This window comes from Streptococcus mitis (assembly GCF_047462815.1).
In the GTDB taxonomy this organism is placed as follows: Bacteria; Bacillota; Bacilli; order Lactobacillales; family Streptococcaceae; genus Streptococcus; species Streptococcus mitis_DO.
Genome location: NZ_JASHFB010000005.1, coordinates 17310 through 32017 on the forward strand (window position 1 = coordinate 17310; position 14708 = coordinate 32017).

15 protein-coding genes are annotated in these 14708 nt (G+C 40.2%); 13 read left to right on the forward strand and 2 right to left on the reverse strand.

From position 1 onward, the window contains the following. Positions 1-259 precede the first annotated feature (259 nt). From QM865_RS03620 to QM865_RS03630, 3 genes are read left to right on the forward strand one after another with little or no spacing between them, the layout of a single operon-like run. On the forward strand, positions 260-985 hold the full coding sequence (locus QM865_RS03620; protein ID WP_203175504.1) for a CppA N-terminal domain-containing protein: 726 nt from the start codon (positions 260-262) through the stop codon (positions 983-985). Further along, a complete protein-coding gene (locus QM865_RS03625; RefSeq protein ID WP_414306034.1) occupies positions 982-1917 on the forward strand; it encodes a serine hydrolase domain-containing protein in 936 nt (311 codons plus the stop codon). The genes QM865_RS03620 and QM865_RS03625 overlap by 4 nt, the downstream gene beginning before the upstream one ends. Positions 1918-1925: 8 nt before the next feature. Beyond that, positions 1926-2822, forward strand: coding sequence for a DMT family transporter (locus QM865_RS03630; protein ID WP_084926887.1), 897 nt, complete (start codon positions 1926-1928; stop codon positions 2820-2822). 44 nt (positions 2823-2866) lie between these two features. Here the strand turns inward: QM865_RS03630 and QM865_RS03635 are convergent, their stop codons facing one another. Beyond that, entirely contained in the window at positions 2867-3565 is a 699-nt protein-coding gene (locus QM865_RS03635) for a GntR family transcriptional regulator (RefSeq protein ID WP_000936183.1), read from the reverse strand. Positions 3566-3706: 141 nt separating this feature from the next. On the opposite strand from QM865_RS03635, the gene guaA reads away from it, so the two are divergent. The 10 genes from guaA (at position 3707) to QM865_RS03685 (ending at position 13550) form a co-directional block, all read left to right on the forward strand. Continuing rightward, entirely contained in the window at positions 3707-5269 is a 1563-nt protein-coding gene (gene guaA, locus QM865_RS03640) for a glutamine-hydrolyzing GMP synthase (protein WP_414306035.1), read from the forward strand. A gap of 241 nt (positions 5270-5510) precedes the next feature. Then, positions 5511-6797 carry a peptidase U32 family protein gene (locus QM865_RS03645; RefSeq protein WP_045607117.1) on the forward strand — a complete coding sequence of 429 codons (1287 nt, stop codon included), beginning with the start codon at positions 5511-5513 and terminating at the stop codon, positions 6795-6797. Positions 6798-7111: 314 nt separating this feature from the next. After that, complete coding sequence (locus tag QM865_RS03650) at positions 7112-7312, forward strand: F0F1 ATP synthase subunit C (RefSeq protein ID WP_001054560.1); 201 nt, start codon at positions 7112-7114, stop codon at positions 7310-7312. A 33-nt stretch (positions 7313-7345) separates the two neighbouring features. After that, on the forward strand, positions 7346-8056 hold the full coding sequence (gene atpB / locus QM865_RS03655; RefSeq protein WP_000392870.1) for a F0F1 ATP synthase subunit A: 711 nt from the start codon (positions 7346-7348) through the stop codon (positions 8054-8056). 13 nt (positions 8057-8069) lie between these two features. Beyond that, positions 8070-8564, forward strand: a complete 495-nt coding sequence (gene atpF / locus QM865_RS03660) for a F0F1 ATP synthase subunit B (protein WP_020902744.1) — start codon at positions 8070-8072, stop codon at positions 8562-8564. Beyond that, positions 8564-9100 carry a F0F1 ATP synthase subunit delta gene (locus tag QM865_RS03665; protein WP_120770298.1) on the forward strand — a complete coding sequence of 179 codons (537 nt, stop codon included), beginning with the start codon at positions 8564-8566 and terminating at the stop codon, positions 9098-9100. The genes atpF and QM865_RS03665 overlap by 1 nt, the downstream gene beginning before the upstream one ends. 14 nt (positions 9101-9114) lie before the next feature. Further along, entirely contained in the window at positions 9115-10620 is a 1506-nt protein-coding gene (atpA, locus tag QM865_RS03670; protein WP_000996629.1) for a F0F1 ATP synthase subunit alpha, read from the forward strand. Positions 10621-10635: 15 nt separating this feature from the next. Beyond that, the gene (locus QM865_RS03675) at positions 10636-11514 is read left to right on the forward strand and encodes a F0F1 ATP synthase subunit gamma (protein WP_023942961.1); all 879 of its coding nucleotides are present in this window, start codon (positions 10636-10638) and stop codon (positions 11512-11514) included. A 199-nt stretch (positions 11515-11713) separates the two neighbouring features. Then, positions 11714-13120, forward strand: a complete 1407-nt coding sequence (atpD, locus tag QM865_RS03680) for a F0F1 ATP synthase subunit beta (protein ID WP_000094357.1) — start codon at positions 11714-11716, stop codon at positions 13118-13120. A 10-nt stretch (positions 13121-13130) separates the two neighbouring features. After that, positions 13131-13550 carry a F0F1 ATP synthase subunit epsilon gene (locus QM865_RS03685; RefSeq protein WP_000068043.1) on the forward strand — a complete coding sequence of 140 codons (420 nt, stop codon included), beginning with the start codon at positions 13131-13133 and terminating at the stop codon, positions 13548-13550. Between the two features lie 44 nt (positions 13551-13594). Here QM865_RS03685 and QM865_RS03690 read toward each other — a convergent pair whose 3' ends face one another. Continuing rightward, positions 13595-14608, reverse strand: coding sequence for a lactonase family protein (locus tag QM865_RS03690; RefSeq protein WP_023944148.1), 1014 nt, complete (start codon positions 14606-14608; stop codon positions 13595-13597). Positions 14609-14708 lie beyond the last annotated feature (100 nt).

A 14708-nucleotide genomic window follows, 5' to 3' on the forward strand; every position in this document is an offset into this window, starting at 1 on the left:
AAGAGCTGGTTCTTTTTATTTCTAATATTCCTCCGTAATCAAAAATCAACAAAGACAGTCAATTATTTCTTATCAATCCATTGATTAGCATTCCAGTTTATCCTATCTATTTTTTGACTTTTGTATGTTTCCCTAAAAATGGAGTTTTAGGTCAGCCTTTTGAAGAAAAATTTTTAATGGGGTGAAAATTGGTAAATCTGAGCATAATTTCTTGTAAAAAATTCTAAAATCCTTTAAAATAAAAGAGTTGGAGGAATTTATGAATGTAAATCAGATTGTACGGATTATTCCTACTTTAAAAGTTAATAATAGAAAAATAAATGAAACATTTTATATAGGAACCCTTGGCATGAAGGCCTTATTAGAAGAATCAGCCTTTCTGTCACTAGGTGATCAAACAGGTTTAGAAAAGCTGGTTTTAGAAGAAGCTCCAAGTATGCGCACTCGTAAGGTAGAGGGAAGAAAAAAACTAGCTAGATTGATTGTCAAGGTGGAAAATCCCTTAGAAATCGAAGGACTCTTATCTAAAACAGATTCGATTCATCGATTATATAAAGGTCAAAATGGCTACGCTTTTGAGATTTTTTCACCCGAAGATGATTTGATTTTGATTCATGCGGAAGATGACAGAGCAAGTCTAGTAGAAGTAGGAGAAAAGCCAGAATTTCAAACAGATTTGGAATCAATTTCTTTGAGTAAATTTGAGATTTCTATGGAATTACATCTCCCAACTGATATCGAAAGTTTCTTGGAATCATCTGAAATGGGGGCATCACTTGATTTTATCCCAGCTCAGGGGCAGGATTTGACTGTGGACAATACGGTTACTTGGGACTTATCTATGCTTAAGTTCTTGGTCAATGAATTAGACATAGCCAGTCTTCGCCAGAAGTTTGAGTCTACAGAATATTTTATTCCTAAGTCTGAAAAATTCTTCCTTGGTAAAGATAGAAATAATGTTGAATTGTGGTTTGAAGAAGTATGAAGTGGACCAAGATTATTAAAAAAATAGAAGAACAAATCGAGGCAGGGATTTATCCCGGAGCCTCTTTTGCGTATTTTAAGGACAATCAATGGACGGAGGTCTATTTAGGCTTGAGTGACTCAGAGCATGGCTTGCAGACTGAGGCAGGATTAGTTTATGACCTAGCTAGTGTCAGCAAGGTTGTTGGGGTTGGGACAGTTTTTACCTTTTTGTGGGAAAAAGGTCAATTAGATATTGACAGACCCGTAACCGATTTTTTAGCTGAGAGTGATTATCCAGATATTACTATTCGTCAGCTCTTAACTCACGCTACAGATCTTGATCCTTTTATTCCCAATCGTGATCTTTTAATAGCCTCAGAATTAAAGGAAGCGATGTTTCATCTCAACAGACGAAATCAGCCAGCCTTTCTTTATTCAGATGTCCATTTTTTGCTGTTGGGTTTTATCTTGGAAAGAATCTTTAATCAAGACTTGGATGTGATTTTACAGGAGCAAGTCTGGAAACCTTGGGGAATGGCGGATACCCAGTTTGGGCCTGTTGAGCTTGCTGTTCCAACAGTTAGAGGTGTCGAGGCAGGTGTGGTACATGATCCCAAGGCTCGTCTCCTGGGCAGACATGCTGGTAGTGCTGGTTTATTTTCGACTGTAAAGGATCTACAAATCTTTTTAGAACACTATTTATCAGATGATTTTGCAAGAGATTTGAGTCAAAATTTTTCTCCTTTGGATGACAAGGAACGTTCTTTGGCCTGGAATTTGGAAGGAGATTGGCTAGACCATACGGGCTATACAGGTACCTTTATCATGTGGAATCGCCAGAAGCAAGAAGCGGCTATTTTCCTATCGAATCGTACCTATGAAAAGGATGAGAGGGCTCAATGGATTGTAGACCGCAATCAAGTGATGGACTTGATTCGCAAAGAAGAGTAAGGAGAGACATGTCAAACAGTTTAAAAGGGACTCTATTAACAGTTGTGGCTGGGATTGCTTGGGGCTTGTCAGGAACGAGTGGCCAATACCTGATGGCACACGGAATTTCGGCTCTGGTTTTGACCAACTTGCGTCTTTTAATCGCTGGTGGGATTCTCATGGTCTTGACTTATGCTACTGCAAAGGATAGAATGCTGGCCTTTTTAAATGATAGAAAGAGTTTACTGTCTCTTCTCATTTTTGCTCTAATTGGTCTCTTCCTCAATCAATTTGCCTATCTAACTGCTATTCAGGAGACCAATGCAGGAACCGCGACGGTGCTTCAGTATGTTTGTCCTGTCGGGATTTTGATTTATAGCTGTATCAAGGATAAGGTGGCACCGACACTGGGAGAGATAGTTTCTATCATATTAGCCATTGGAGGGACCTTCCTGATTGCAACTCATGGGCAGTTGGACCAGTTATCCATGACACCTGCAGGCCTGTTCTGGGGTCTCTTTTCTGCTCTGACTTACGCACTGTATATCATTTTGCCCATAGCCTTGATTAAGAAGTGGGGGAGCAGTTTGCTCATTGGTGTGGGAATGGTCATAGCTGGTTTGGTCGCCCTTCCTTTTACAGGGGTTCTACAGACTGCTATCCCAACTAGTCTTGATTTTCTCCTTGCATTTGCGGGCATTATCCTTATCGGTACTGTCTTTGCCTATACAGCCTTCTTAAAAGGAGCCAGTCTGATTGGACCGGTCAAGTCAAGCTTGTTGGCTTCTATTGAGCCAATTTCGGCAGTTTTCTTTGCCTTCCTAATTATGAATGAACAATTTTATCCTATTGATTTTCTTGGTATGGCAATGATATTGTTTGCTGTAACTCTGATTTCGTTGAAAGATTTAGTCTTAGAAAAATAAAAAGACTCTTTGTCGTCCGTGACAGAGAGTTTTTGCGTGGTAATCTAATTATTTTCAAGATAAAATTCAAAGCGTTCGCCTACATACTGACTTTTTACGTATTCAAATGCAGTACCATCTTCTAGGTAGGAAACCTGAGTCAAACCTAGAATAGCATGTCCTTTTTCAACTTCCAAATAGTGGGCAATTTTTTCCTTAGCAAGACGAGCATAAATAGTCTGCTGTGATTTACCAATACGGTAGCCGTGTTTTTGCAGAGTTTGAAAGAAATGACTGGTGATTTCTTCTTTTTTAAAGTCCTTAATGAATTTTTCAGGAATCGAAGCAACTTCATAAACCAGAGGAACTTGGTCGGCATAGCGAACACGTTCCATTCGGATAATATTCTCCGTTGGAGAAATTCCTAGCTTGGCAACTTCCTGTTCATTGGGAATGGTTTTTCTGTAGGAAATGAGTTGGCTAGAGGGTACTTTACCTTGGGACTTAACAATTTCAGTAAAACTGGTTGTCCCTCGCATCTTTTCTTGTACACGTGTACTGGATACAAAGGTGCCACTTCCAACTCTGCGCTCTAAAACTCCTTCTTCGACCAAGAGGGATATAGCTTGGCGGAGGGTCATGCGACTGACCGCAAACTGCTCTGCTAAATCTCGTTCACTTGGAAGTCTCTCACCGATGGCCCAACGATGTTCGTCAATATCCTTTTTAATCTGGTCATGGATTTTCATATAAGCGGGTAGCATATTTTTCACTTCATTTCTATCTTTTCTCTATTGTACCCCAATAAACTAGAAAAAGTCAAACTTCGCCTTGTTTAGTTGGTAATTCGCCCTTATTTGTGATAGAATATTGAAAAAAGATATTTCTTTTGAGAAAGGAAAAAGATGAGCAACATTTCAACTGATTTGCAAGATGTAGAAAAAATCATCGTATTGGACTATGGTAGCCAATACAACCAGCTGATTTCACGCCGTATCCGTGAGATTGGTGTTTTTTCAGAACTAAAAAGCCATAAAATTTCAGCTGCTGAAGTTCGTGAAATCAATCCTGTAGGAATTATTCTATCAGGTGGTCCTAACTCTGTATATGAAGATGGTTCATTTGATATTGACCCAGAAATCTTCGAACTTGGAATTCCTATTTTGGGAATTTGTTACGGTATGCAGTTATTGACCCATAAACTTGGAGGAAAAGTTGTTCCTGCAGGTGATGCTGGAAATCGTGAATACGGTCAATCAACCCTAACACATACACCATCAGCTCTTTTTGAATCAACACCTGATGAACAAACTGTATTGATGAGCCATGGTGATGCAGTTACTGAAATTCCTTCTGACTTTGTTCGTACAGGTACATCAGCTGACTGCCCTTATGCAGCCATTGAAAACCCTGATAAACATATTTACGGTATCCAATTCCACCCAGAAGTTCGTCATTCTGTATACGGAAATGATATCCTTCGTAACTTTGCTCTTAACATCTGTAAGGCTAAAGGCGACTGGTCAATGGATAACTTCATTGATATGCAGATCCAAAAAATTCGTGAAACCGTCGGTGATAAACGTGTCCTTCTTGGTCTATCAGGTGGGGTTGACTCATCTGTCGTTGGGGTTCTTCTCCAAAAGGCTATTGGCGATCAATTGATTTGTATCTTCGTAGACCACGGTCTTCTTCGTAAAGGAGAAGCGGACCAAGTTATGGACATGCTTGGTGGTAAGTTTGGTTTGAATATCGTCAAAGCAGACGCTGCTAAACGTTTCCTTGATAAACTTGCTAGCGTTTCTGACCCTGAACAAAAACGTAAAATCATCGGTAATGAGTTTGTCTATGTATTTGATGACGAAGCAAGCAAGCTCAAAGATGTGAAATTCCTTGCTCAAGGTACCTTATATACCGACGTGATCGAGTCTGGTACGGATACAGCTCAAACTATCAAGTCACACCACAACGTGGGTGGTCTTCCAGAAGACATGCAATTTGAATTGATTGAACCACTCAATACTCTTTATAAAGATGAGGTTCGTGCTCTTGGTACAGAGCTTGGTATGCCAGACCATATCGTATGGCGCCAACCATTTCCAGGGCCAGGACTTGCTATCCGTGTCATGGGTGAAATCACTGAAGAGAAACTAGAAACCGTTCGTGAATCAGATGCTATCCTTCGTGAAGAAATTGCCAAAGCTGGTCTTGACCGCGATATCTGGCAATACTTCACAGTTAATACAGGTGTTCGTTCAGTCGGTGTTATGGGTGACGGTCGTACGTACGACTACACAATTGCAATCCGTGCAATCACTTCTATCGATGGTATGACAGCTGACTTTGCAAAAATTCCTTGGGATGTCCTTCAAAAGATTTCTGTACGTATCGTAAACGAAGTGGACCACGTTAACCGCATCGTCTATGATATTACAAGTAAACCACCTGCAACAGTTGAGTGGGAGTAGTCATTTAAGGACTAATTTATGTAGTTTAATGAGCCAGTATCATTGGATACTGGTTTTTACTTTTCTAGACTTTTTGGCTACTTGTTAAAATTGGTTTATATTCGATAGTTTAACAATTATTATACAAAGCTTAAAAGATTAGAATTGTCAAAACAATTTATCTAGGCTTGATTTTATCACTTATTTACTATAAAATGAGAAGGAAAAACGTCAAACTTTTATATTGCAAATAGGAGAAAACATGACAAAAACATTAAAACGTCCTGAGGTTTTATCACCTGCAGGAACTTTAGAGAAGCTAAAAGTAGCTGTTCAATATGGAGCAGATGCTGTCTTTATCGGTGGTCAGGCCTATGGTCTTCGTAGCCGTGCCGGAAACTTTACTTTCGAACAGATGGAAGAAGGCGTACAGTTTGCGGCTAAGTACGGTGCTAAAGTCTATGTAGCTGCCAATATGGTTATGCACGAAGGAAATGAAGCTGGTGCTGGTGAGTGGTTCCGTAAACTGCGTGATATCGGGATTGCAGCAGTTATCGTATCTGACCCAGCTTTGATTATGATTGCAGCGACTGAAGCACCAGGTCTTGAAATCCACCTTTCTACCCAAGCAAGTGCCACCAACTATGAAACTCTTGAGTTCTGGAAAGAACTGGGCTTGACTCGTGTCGTTTTGGCGCGTGAGGTTTCAATGGAAGAATTGGCAGAAATTCGCAAACGTACAGACGTTGAGATTGAAGCCTTTGTTCATGGAGCTATGTGTATTTCCTACTCAGGTCGCTGTACGCTTTCAAATCACATGAGTATGCGTGATGCTAACCGTGGTGGTTGCTCTCAGTCTTGCCGTTGGAAGTACGACCTTTACGATATGCCATTTGGGAAGGAACGTAAGAGTCTTAAAGGTGAAATTCCTGAAGAATTTTCAATGTCAGCCGTTGATATGTCTATGATTGACCATATCCCAGATATGATTGAAAACGGTGTGGACAGTCTGAAGATCGAAGGACGCATGAAGTCTATTCACTATGTTTCAACAGTAACTAACTGTTATAAGGCGGCTGTTGATGCTTATCTAGAGAGTCCAGAGAAGTTTGAAGCTATCAAGCAAGACTTGATTGATGAGATGTGGAAGGTTGCCCAACGTGAATTAGCAACAGGTTTCTACTACGGTACACCATCTGAAAATGAGCAGTTATTTGGTGCTCGTCGTAAAATTCCTGAGTACAAGTTTGTTGCTGAAGTGGTTTCTTATGATGATGCGACACAAACAGCAACTATTCGTCAACGGAACGTTATTAACGAAGGAGACCAAGTTGAGTTTTATGGCCCAGGTTTCCGTCATTTTGAAACGTATATCGAAAATTTACATGATGCCAAAGGCAATAAAATAGACCGCGCTCCAAATCCAATGGAACTCTTGACAATCAAAGTCCCACAACCTGTTCAAGCTGGAGATATGGTTCGTGCGCTCAAAGAAGGTCTTATCAATCTTTATAAAGAAGATGGAACCAGCGTCACAGTGCGTGCTTAATAAACATGTAGGAGACGAAAGCTTTCTAGTTGCTTTCCCTTTAATCCTACTTACTAAAAGAACCTTAGGTTAAAGAAAATATATTAATTTCCATCCGAGATTTCATCTCGGATTTTTCATTATTTTTCAGAAAGACCTAGATAATAGACGGATTTATTACAAGTTTTTTCCAAAGTTTTCTATATAATAAGCTAAAAAATAGTAAAATTGTAAATAATTTTCATTAAACGCTTTCAACGTAAGTAAAAAGTTGACAAATCCAATTTTTAGGACTAAACTAAGTAAGTAAATTTTAATTAAAAGGAGAATTCGTCATGAATTTAACATTTTTCGGTCTATGTCTTGCCTGTATGGGTGTATCTCTTGGTGAAGGTATGTTGATGAACGGTTTGTTGAAATCAGTTGCTCGCCAACCAGATATCATCTCAGAACTACGTAGTTTGATGATCCTAGGGGTTGCCTTTATTGAAGGTACTTTCTTCGTTACTCTTGTCTTTTCATTTATCATCAAATAAAAGAAGTATAAATTGAAAAAGGGAGGATTTTAGATGGAAGAAAGTATTAATCCAACCATCAATATTGGTCCTGTTACCTTTAATTTAACCATAGTAGTTTTGACTTTGTTGACTGTAGCACTTATTTTTGGCTTTATTTATTGGGCAACTCGAAATATGACTTTGAGACCCACAGGAAAACAAAATGTATTAGAGTATTTATTTGATTTTGTTGTTGGATTTACAAAATCAAACCTTGGTCCAATGATAAAGGATTATTCTCTCTTTTATTTCTGTTTATTCCTATTTATGGCCATTGCAAATAATATTGGCTTAATGGCTAGAATTCAGACTACAGATGGTGTAAATCTTTGGACCTCACCAACAGCAAATTTGTCATTTGACTTGGTCTTGTCTTTTACAATTATCTTAATGACCCACGTAGAAGGAATTCGTCGTCGTGGAATCAAAAAGTATTTAAAAGCATTTGTAACACCAGGTTTTATGACACCAATGAATCTCTTGGAAGAAGTTACCAATCTCCTTTCACTTGCATTGCGGGTCTTTGGTAATATCTTTGCAGGGGAAGTGATGGCAAGTATGTTAGTCCTACTTTCTCATCAGGCCTTCTATTGGTATCCTATTGCTTTTGGAACAAATCTAATCTGGACTGCATTTTCTGTTTTTATTTCTTGTGTACAGGCATATGTATTTACATTGTTATCTTCAATGTACCTAGGAAATAAAATTAATGATGAAGAATAGAAAGGAGTAGTTTATGAATGTAACAGTAGGTGAATTACTTGGTGATTTTATACTAATCGCTGGTTCCTTTATTCTCTTGCTAGTCTTGGTTAAGAAATACGCTTGGTCAAATTTGGCTAGCATTTTCGAACAAAGAGCAGAAAAAATTGCAGCAGATATTGACGGAGCTGAACAAGCACGTCAAAAAGCAGAAGTATTGGCTCAAAAACGCGAAGATGAATTGGCTGGTAGTCGTAAAGAAGCTAAGACAATCATTGAGAATGCGAAAGAAACAGCTGAGAAAAGCAAAGCTAGTATTTTAGCAGATGCTAAGCTAGAAGCAGGACGCTTGAAAGAAAAAGCGAACCAAGAAATTGCTCAAAATAAAGCTGAAGCTTTACAAAGTGTTAAGGGTGAGGTAGCAGATTTGACAATCAGCTTGGCTGGTAAAATCATCTCACAAAACCTTGACGGTCATGCCCATAAAGAACTTATTGATCAGTATATCGATCAGTTAGGAGAAGCTTAATGGACAAGAAAACAGTAAAGGTAATTGAAAAATACAGCATGCCTTTTGTCCAATTGGTTTTAGAAAAAGGAGAAGAAGACCGTATCTTTTCAGACTTAGCTCAAATCAAGCAAGTTGCTGAAGAAACAGGCTTACCTTCTTTTTTAAAAAAAGTGGCAGTAGACGAGTCTGACAAGGAAAAAACGATTGCGTTCTTCCAAGATTCAGTGTCATCTTTATTGCAAAACTTTATCCAGGTTCTTATCTACAATCACAGAGCAAATCTTTTTTATGATATTCTTGTAGATTGCTTGAACCGACTTGAAAAAGAAACAAATCGATTTGAAGTGACGATTACGTCTGCTCATCCTCTAACAGATGAACAAAAGAGTCGCTTGCTCCCTTTGATTGAGAAAAAAATGTCTCTTAAAGTAAGGAGTGTAAAAGAACAAATCGATGAAAGTCTCATTGGTGGTTTTGTCATTTTTGCCAATCACAAGACAATTGATGTGAGTATTAAACAACAACTTAAAGTTGTTAAAGAAAATTTGAAATAGAAAGTGGTGTTCTTTTGGCAATTAACGCACAAGAAATCAGCGCTTTAATTAAGCAACAAATTGAAAATTTCAAACCCAATTTTGATGTGACTGAAACAGGTGTTGTAACCTATATCGGGGATGGTATCGCGCGTGCTCATGGCCTTGAAAATGCCATGAGTGGAGAGTTGTTGATTTTTGAAAACGGCTCTTATGGTATGGCTCAAAACTTGGAGTCAACAGACGTTGGTATAATCATCCTAGGTGACTTTACAGATATCCGTGAAGGCGATACAATCCGCCGTACAGGTAAAATCATGGAAGTCCCAGTAGGTGAAAGTCTGATTGGTCGTGTTGTGGATCCGCTTGGTCGTCCAGTTGACGGTCTTGGAGAAATCCACACTGATAAAACTCGTCCAGTAGAAGCACCAGCTCCTGGTGTTATGCAACGTAAGTCTGTATCAGAACCACTGCAAACTGGTTTGAAAGCTATTGACGCCCTTGTACCGATTGGTCGTGGTCAACGTGAGTTGATTATCGGTGACCGTCAGACAGGGAAAACAACCATTGCGATTGATACAATCTTGAACCAAAAAGGTCAAGATATGATCTGTATCTACGTAGCGATTGGACAAAAAGAATCAACAGTTCGTACGCAAGTAGAAACACTACGTCAGTACGGTGCCTTGGATTACACAATCGTTGTGACAGCCTCTGCTTCACAACCATCTCCATTGCTTTTCCTAGCTCCTTATGCTGGGGTTGCCATGGCAGAAGAATTTATGTATCAAGGGAAACATGTTTTGATTGTTTATGATGATTTATCAAAACAAGCGGTAGCTTATCGTGAACTGTCACTCTTGCTTCGTCGTCCTCCAGGTCGTGAAGCTTTCCCAGGGGATGTTTTCTACCTTCACAGCCGTTTGCTTGAGCGCTCAGCTAAAGTTTCTGATGAACTTGGTGGTGGATCAATTACTGCCCTACCATTTATCGAGACACAAGCAGGAGATATCTCTGCCTATATCGCAACCAACGTGATTTCTATCACTGATGGACAAATCTTCCTTGGTGATGGTCTCTTCAATGCGGGTATTCGTCCAGCCATCGATGCGGGTTCATCTGTATCTCGTGTAGGTGGTTCTGCACAAATCAAAGCTATGAAAAAGGTTGCTGGTACACTTCGTATCGACCTTGCTTCATACCGTGAGTTGGAAGCCTTTACTAAGTTTGGGTCTGACTTGGATGCGGCAACACAGGCTAAATTGAACCGTGGACGTCGTACAGTTGAAGTCTTGAAACAACCTGTTCACAAACCATTACCTGTTGAGAAACAAGTAACCATTCTCTATGCTTTGACACATGGTTTCTTGGATACTGTTCCAGTAGATGACATTGTTCGTTTCGAGGAAGAGTTCCATGCCTTCTTTGATGCTCAACATCCAGAGATTTTGGAAACCATTCGTGATACAAAAGACTTGCCAGAAGAAGCAGTCTTGGATGCTGCGATTACAGAGTTTCTCAATCAAACCAGCTTCCAATAAGAATAGAGGTGTCAGATGGCAGTATCTCTAAATGATATTAAAACAAAAATCGCCTCAACAAAAAATACGAGTCAAATCACTAATGCCATGCAAATGGTCTCAGCTGCTAAGCTAGGTCGCTCTGAAGAAGCTGCTCGCAACTTCCAAGTTTATGCTCAGAAAGTGCGTAAACTTTTGACAGATATCCTTCATGGTAATGGAGCTGGTGGTTCAACCAATCCGATGTTGATTAGCCGTCCTGTGAAGAAGACAGGCTATATCGTCATTACTTCAGATCGCGGTTTGGTTGGAGGGTATAATTCTTCTATTCTGAAAGCCGTTATGGAGTTGAAGGAAGAATACCATCCAGATGGTCAAGGTTTTGAAATGATCTGTATCGGTGGAATGGGAGCTGATTTCTTTAAGGCTCGTGGTATTCAACCACTTTATGAACTACGTGGCTTGGCGGATCAACCTAGCTTTGATGAAGTTCGTAAGATTATTTCAAAAACTGTTGAAATGTACCAAAATGAACTCTTTGATGAGCTCTATGTCTGCTACAACCACCATGTCAATACGCTAACCAGTCAAATGCGTGTGGAACAAATGCTTCCGATTGTTGACTTGGATCCAAATGAAGCGGATGAAGACTACAGCTTGACTTTTGAATTGGAGACAGGCCGAGAAGAAATTTTGGAGCAGTTGTTGCCTCAGTTTGCAGAAAGTATGATTTACGGGGCTATTATCGATGCCAAGACAGCTGAAAATGCTGCTGGTATGACAGCCATGCAAACAGCGACAGATAATGCTAAGAAAGTCATTAATGATTTGACAATTCAGTATAACCGTGCCAGACAGGCGGCGATTACACAAGAAATTACAGAAATCGTAGCGGGTGCTAGTGCCTTAGAATAGGCTCTAGTCCAGCTCGTATGAAAATGAACTTATACTCAATGAAAATCAAAGAGCAAACTAGGAAGCTAGCCGCAGGCTGCTCAAAACACTGTTTTGAGGTTGCAGATAGAGCTGACGTGGTTTGAAGAGATTTGCGAAGAGTATTAGGACCTAGTTGAGCTAGGAACCGACAGTATCTTATATAGAATAGGAGAAGGAGATGAGTTCAGGTAAAATTGCTCAGGTTATCGGTCCCGTTGTAGACGTCTTGTTTGCAGCAGGGGAAAAACTTCCTGAGATTAACAATGCACTTGTCGTCTACAAAAATGACGAAAGAAAAACAAAAATCGTCCTTGAAGTAGCCTTGGAGTTGGGAGATGGTATGGTCCGTACTATCGCCATGGAATCAACAGATGGGTTGACTCGTGGAATGGAAGTATTGGACACAGGTCGTCCAATCTCTGTACCAGTAGGTAAAGAAACTTTGGGACGTGTCTTCAACGTTTTGGGAGATACCATTGACTTGGAAGCTCCTTTTACAGAAGACGCAGAGCGTCAGCCAATTCATAAAAAAGCTCCAACTTTTGATGAGTTGTCTACCTCTTCTGAAATCCTTGAAACAGGGATTAAGGTTATCGACCTTCTTGCCCCTTACCTTAAAGGTGGTAAGGTTGGACTTTTCGGTGGTGCCGGAGTTGGTAAAACCGTCTTGATTCAAGAATTGATTCACAACATTGCCCAAGAACACGGTGGTATTTCAGTATTTACTGGTGTTGGGGAACGTACTCGTGAGGGGAACGATCTTTACTGGGAAATGAAAGAATCAGGTGTTATCGAGAAAACAGCCATGGTATTTGGTCAGATGAATGAGCCACCAGGAGCACGTATGCGTGTTGCTCTTACTGGTTTGACAATCGCTGAATACTTCCGTGATGTAGAAGGCCAAGACGTGCTTCTCTTTATCGATAATATCTTCCGTTTCACTCAGGCTGGTTCAGAAGTATCTGCCCTTTTGGGTCGTATGCCATCAGCCGTTGGTTACCAACCAACACTTGCTACGGAAATGGGTCAATTGCAAGAACGTATCACATCAACCAAGAAAGGTTCTGTAACCTCTATCCAGGCTATCTATGTGCCAGCGGATGACTATACTGACCCAGCGCCAGCAACAGCCTTCGCTCACTTGGATTCAACAACAAACTTGGAACGTAAGCTGGTACAATTGGGTATTTATCCAGCTGTTGACCCACTTGCTTCAAGCTCACGTGCCTTGGCACCTGAAATCGTTGGAGAAGAGCACTATGCAGTTGCTGCTGAAGTAAAACGTGTCCTTCAACGTTACCATGAATTGCAAGATATCATTGCTATCCTTGGTATGGATGAGCTTTCTGATGAAGAAAAGACCTTGGTTGCTCGTGCCCGTCGTATCCAGTTCTTCTTGTCACAAAACTTCAACGTTGCGGAACAATTTACTGGACAGCCAGGTTCTTATGTTCCAGTTGCTGAAACTGTTCGTGGCTTTAAGGAAATCCTTGATGGTAAACATGACCACTTGCCAGAAGATGCCTTCCGTGGTGTAGGTTCTATCGAAGATGTGATTGCAAAAGCTGAAAAAATGGGATTTTAAGAGGTGATCTATGGCTCAGTTAACTGTCCAGATCGTGACACCAGATGGTCTCGTCTATGATCACCATGCCAGCTATGTATCGGTTCGAACTCTGGATGGTGAGATGGGGATCTTGCCACGACATGAAAATATGATTGCGGTTTTAGCAGTTGATGAAGTAAAGGTAAAACGTATTGATGATGAAGATCACGTGAACTGGATTGCAGTAAACGGAGGCGTTATTGAAATTGCCAATAATACCATCACAATCGTTGCGGATTCTGCAGAACGTGCTCGTGATATTGATATCAGTCGTGCAGAACGTGCAAAACTTCGAGCAGAGCGTGAAATTGAAGAAGCACAAGATAAAAACTTGATTGACCAAGAACGTCGTGCTAAGATTGCACTGCAACGTGCCATTAACCGTATTAATGTCGGAAAAAGACTATAAGAAAAAAATGAACTTGAGTTACCAAGTTCATTTTTTATGTTTTCTTAAGGGGCAAAACTGATGCAGACTGCTTCTGGGACATGGAAGTCGTTGGAAAGTTCTGCTAGACGTCCAGTTTCAGAATTGCGTTTAAAGACGGTTACATTGTCAGAGTCCTGATGGACAGCAATGACAAATTCTTGGTCTGGTGTCAAATCAAAATCACGTGGAGTCTGACCATGTGTCGGAACGATTTCTAACAACTCTAAGCTACCGTCCGCAAGAATTGTATATACTGCGATAGAATCATGACCACGGTTAGAAGCGTAGAGGTATTTACCATCTTTAGAGAGACGAATAGCAGCAGTACCATTAAAGCCTTCATAACCGTCTGGTAGAGTTGAAATGACTTGCATGCGTTCAAATTCGCCAACACCATCGTAGATTAGAACCTCGATAGTGCTATTGAGTTCACAAATGAGATAAGCGATTTTATAGTGGTTATGGAAAACGATATGGCGTGAGCCTGATCCTGGCTGGCTGTGATAGGTATAGAGTTTAGATAATTTCCCTTCTCGATCAAGGTCATAAGTGATGACTTGGTCAGTACCCAAATCACAGGTCACTAGATAGTGGTCAGGTGTTAAATCTGTAAAGTGAACGTGGGGAGAAGCTTGATTTTCATGTGGACCTTGGCCACTGTGTTGATCCACATCACTAAGTAGAAGACTACCGTCTTTCTGACGTTTATAAACAAGGACCTGTCCTTTATGGTAGTTGGCTGCATAGACCAAATCACGTTTTTCATCAACGGCAACATAACAGTGGGGAGCTCCTTCTTCAACGACATGATTTAATAAAGTCCCGTCAGTTTGATAGGCTGCAATTCCCCCCTTGTCATCTTGACTACCAACAGTGTATAAATGTTGGTGCTGGTCAAAAGCAAGGTAGGTTGGACTTGGCTCAGTAGCAAAAAGTTCTAGGTTTGAAAGCAGACCAGTTTCTGTATCAAAGTCCGCCTTGTAAATCCCTTGGGAAGTACGACGCGTATAAGTTCCAAAATAAACAGTTTCTTTCATAACTTTACCTCTATATAAAGATAAGACTATTATATCACAAAAATGCTAGTATGAAAAAATCAAGCTTGGCAAGAGATTTTCCACATTCTTTTCATGATAA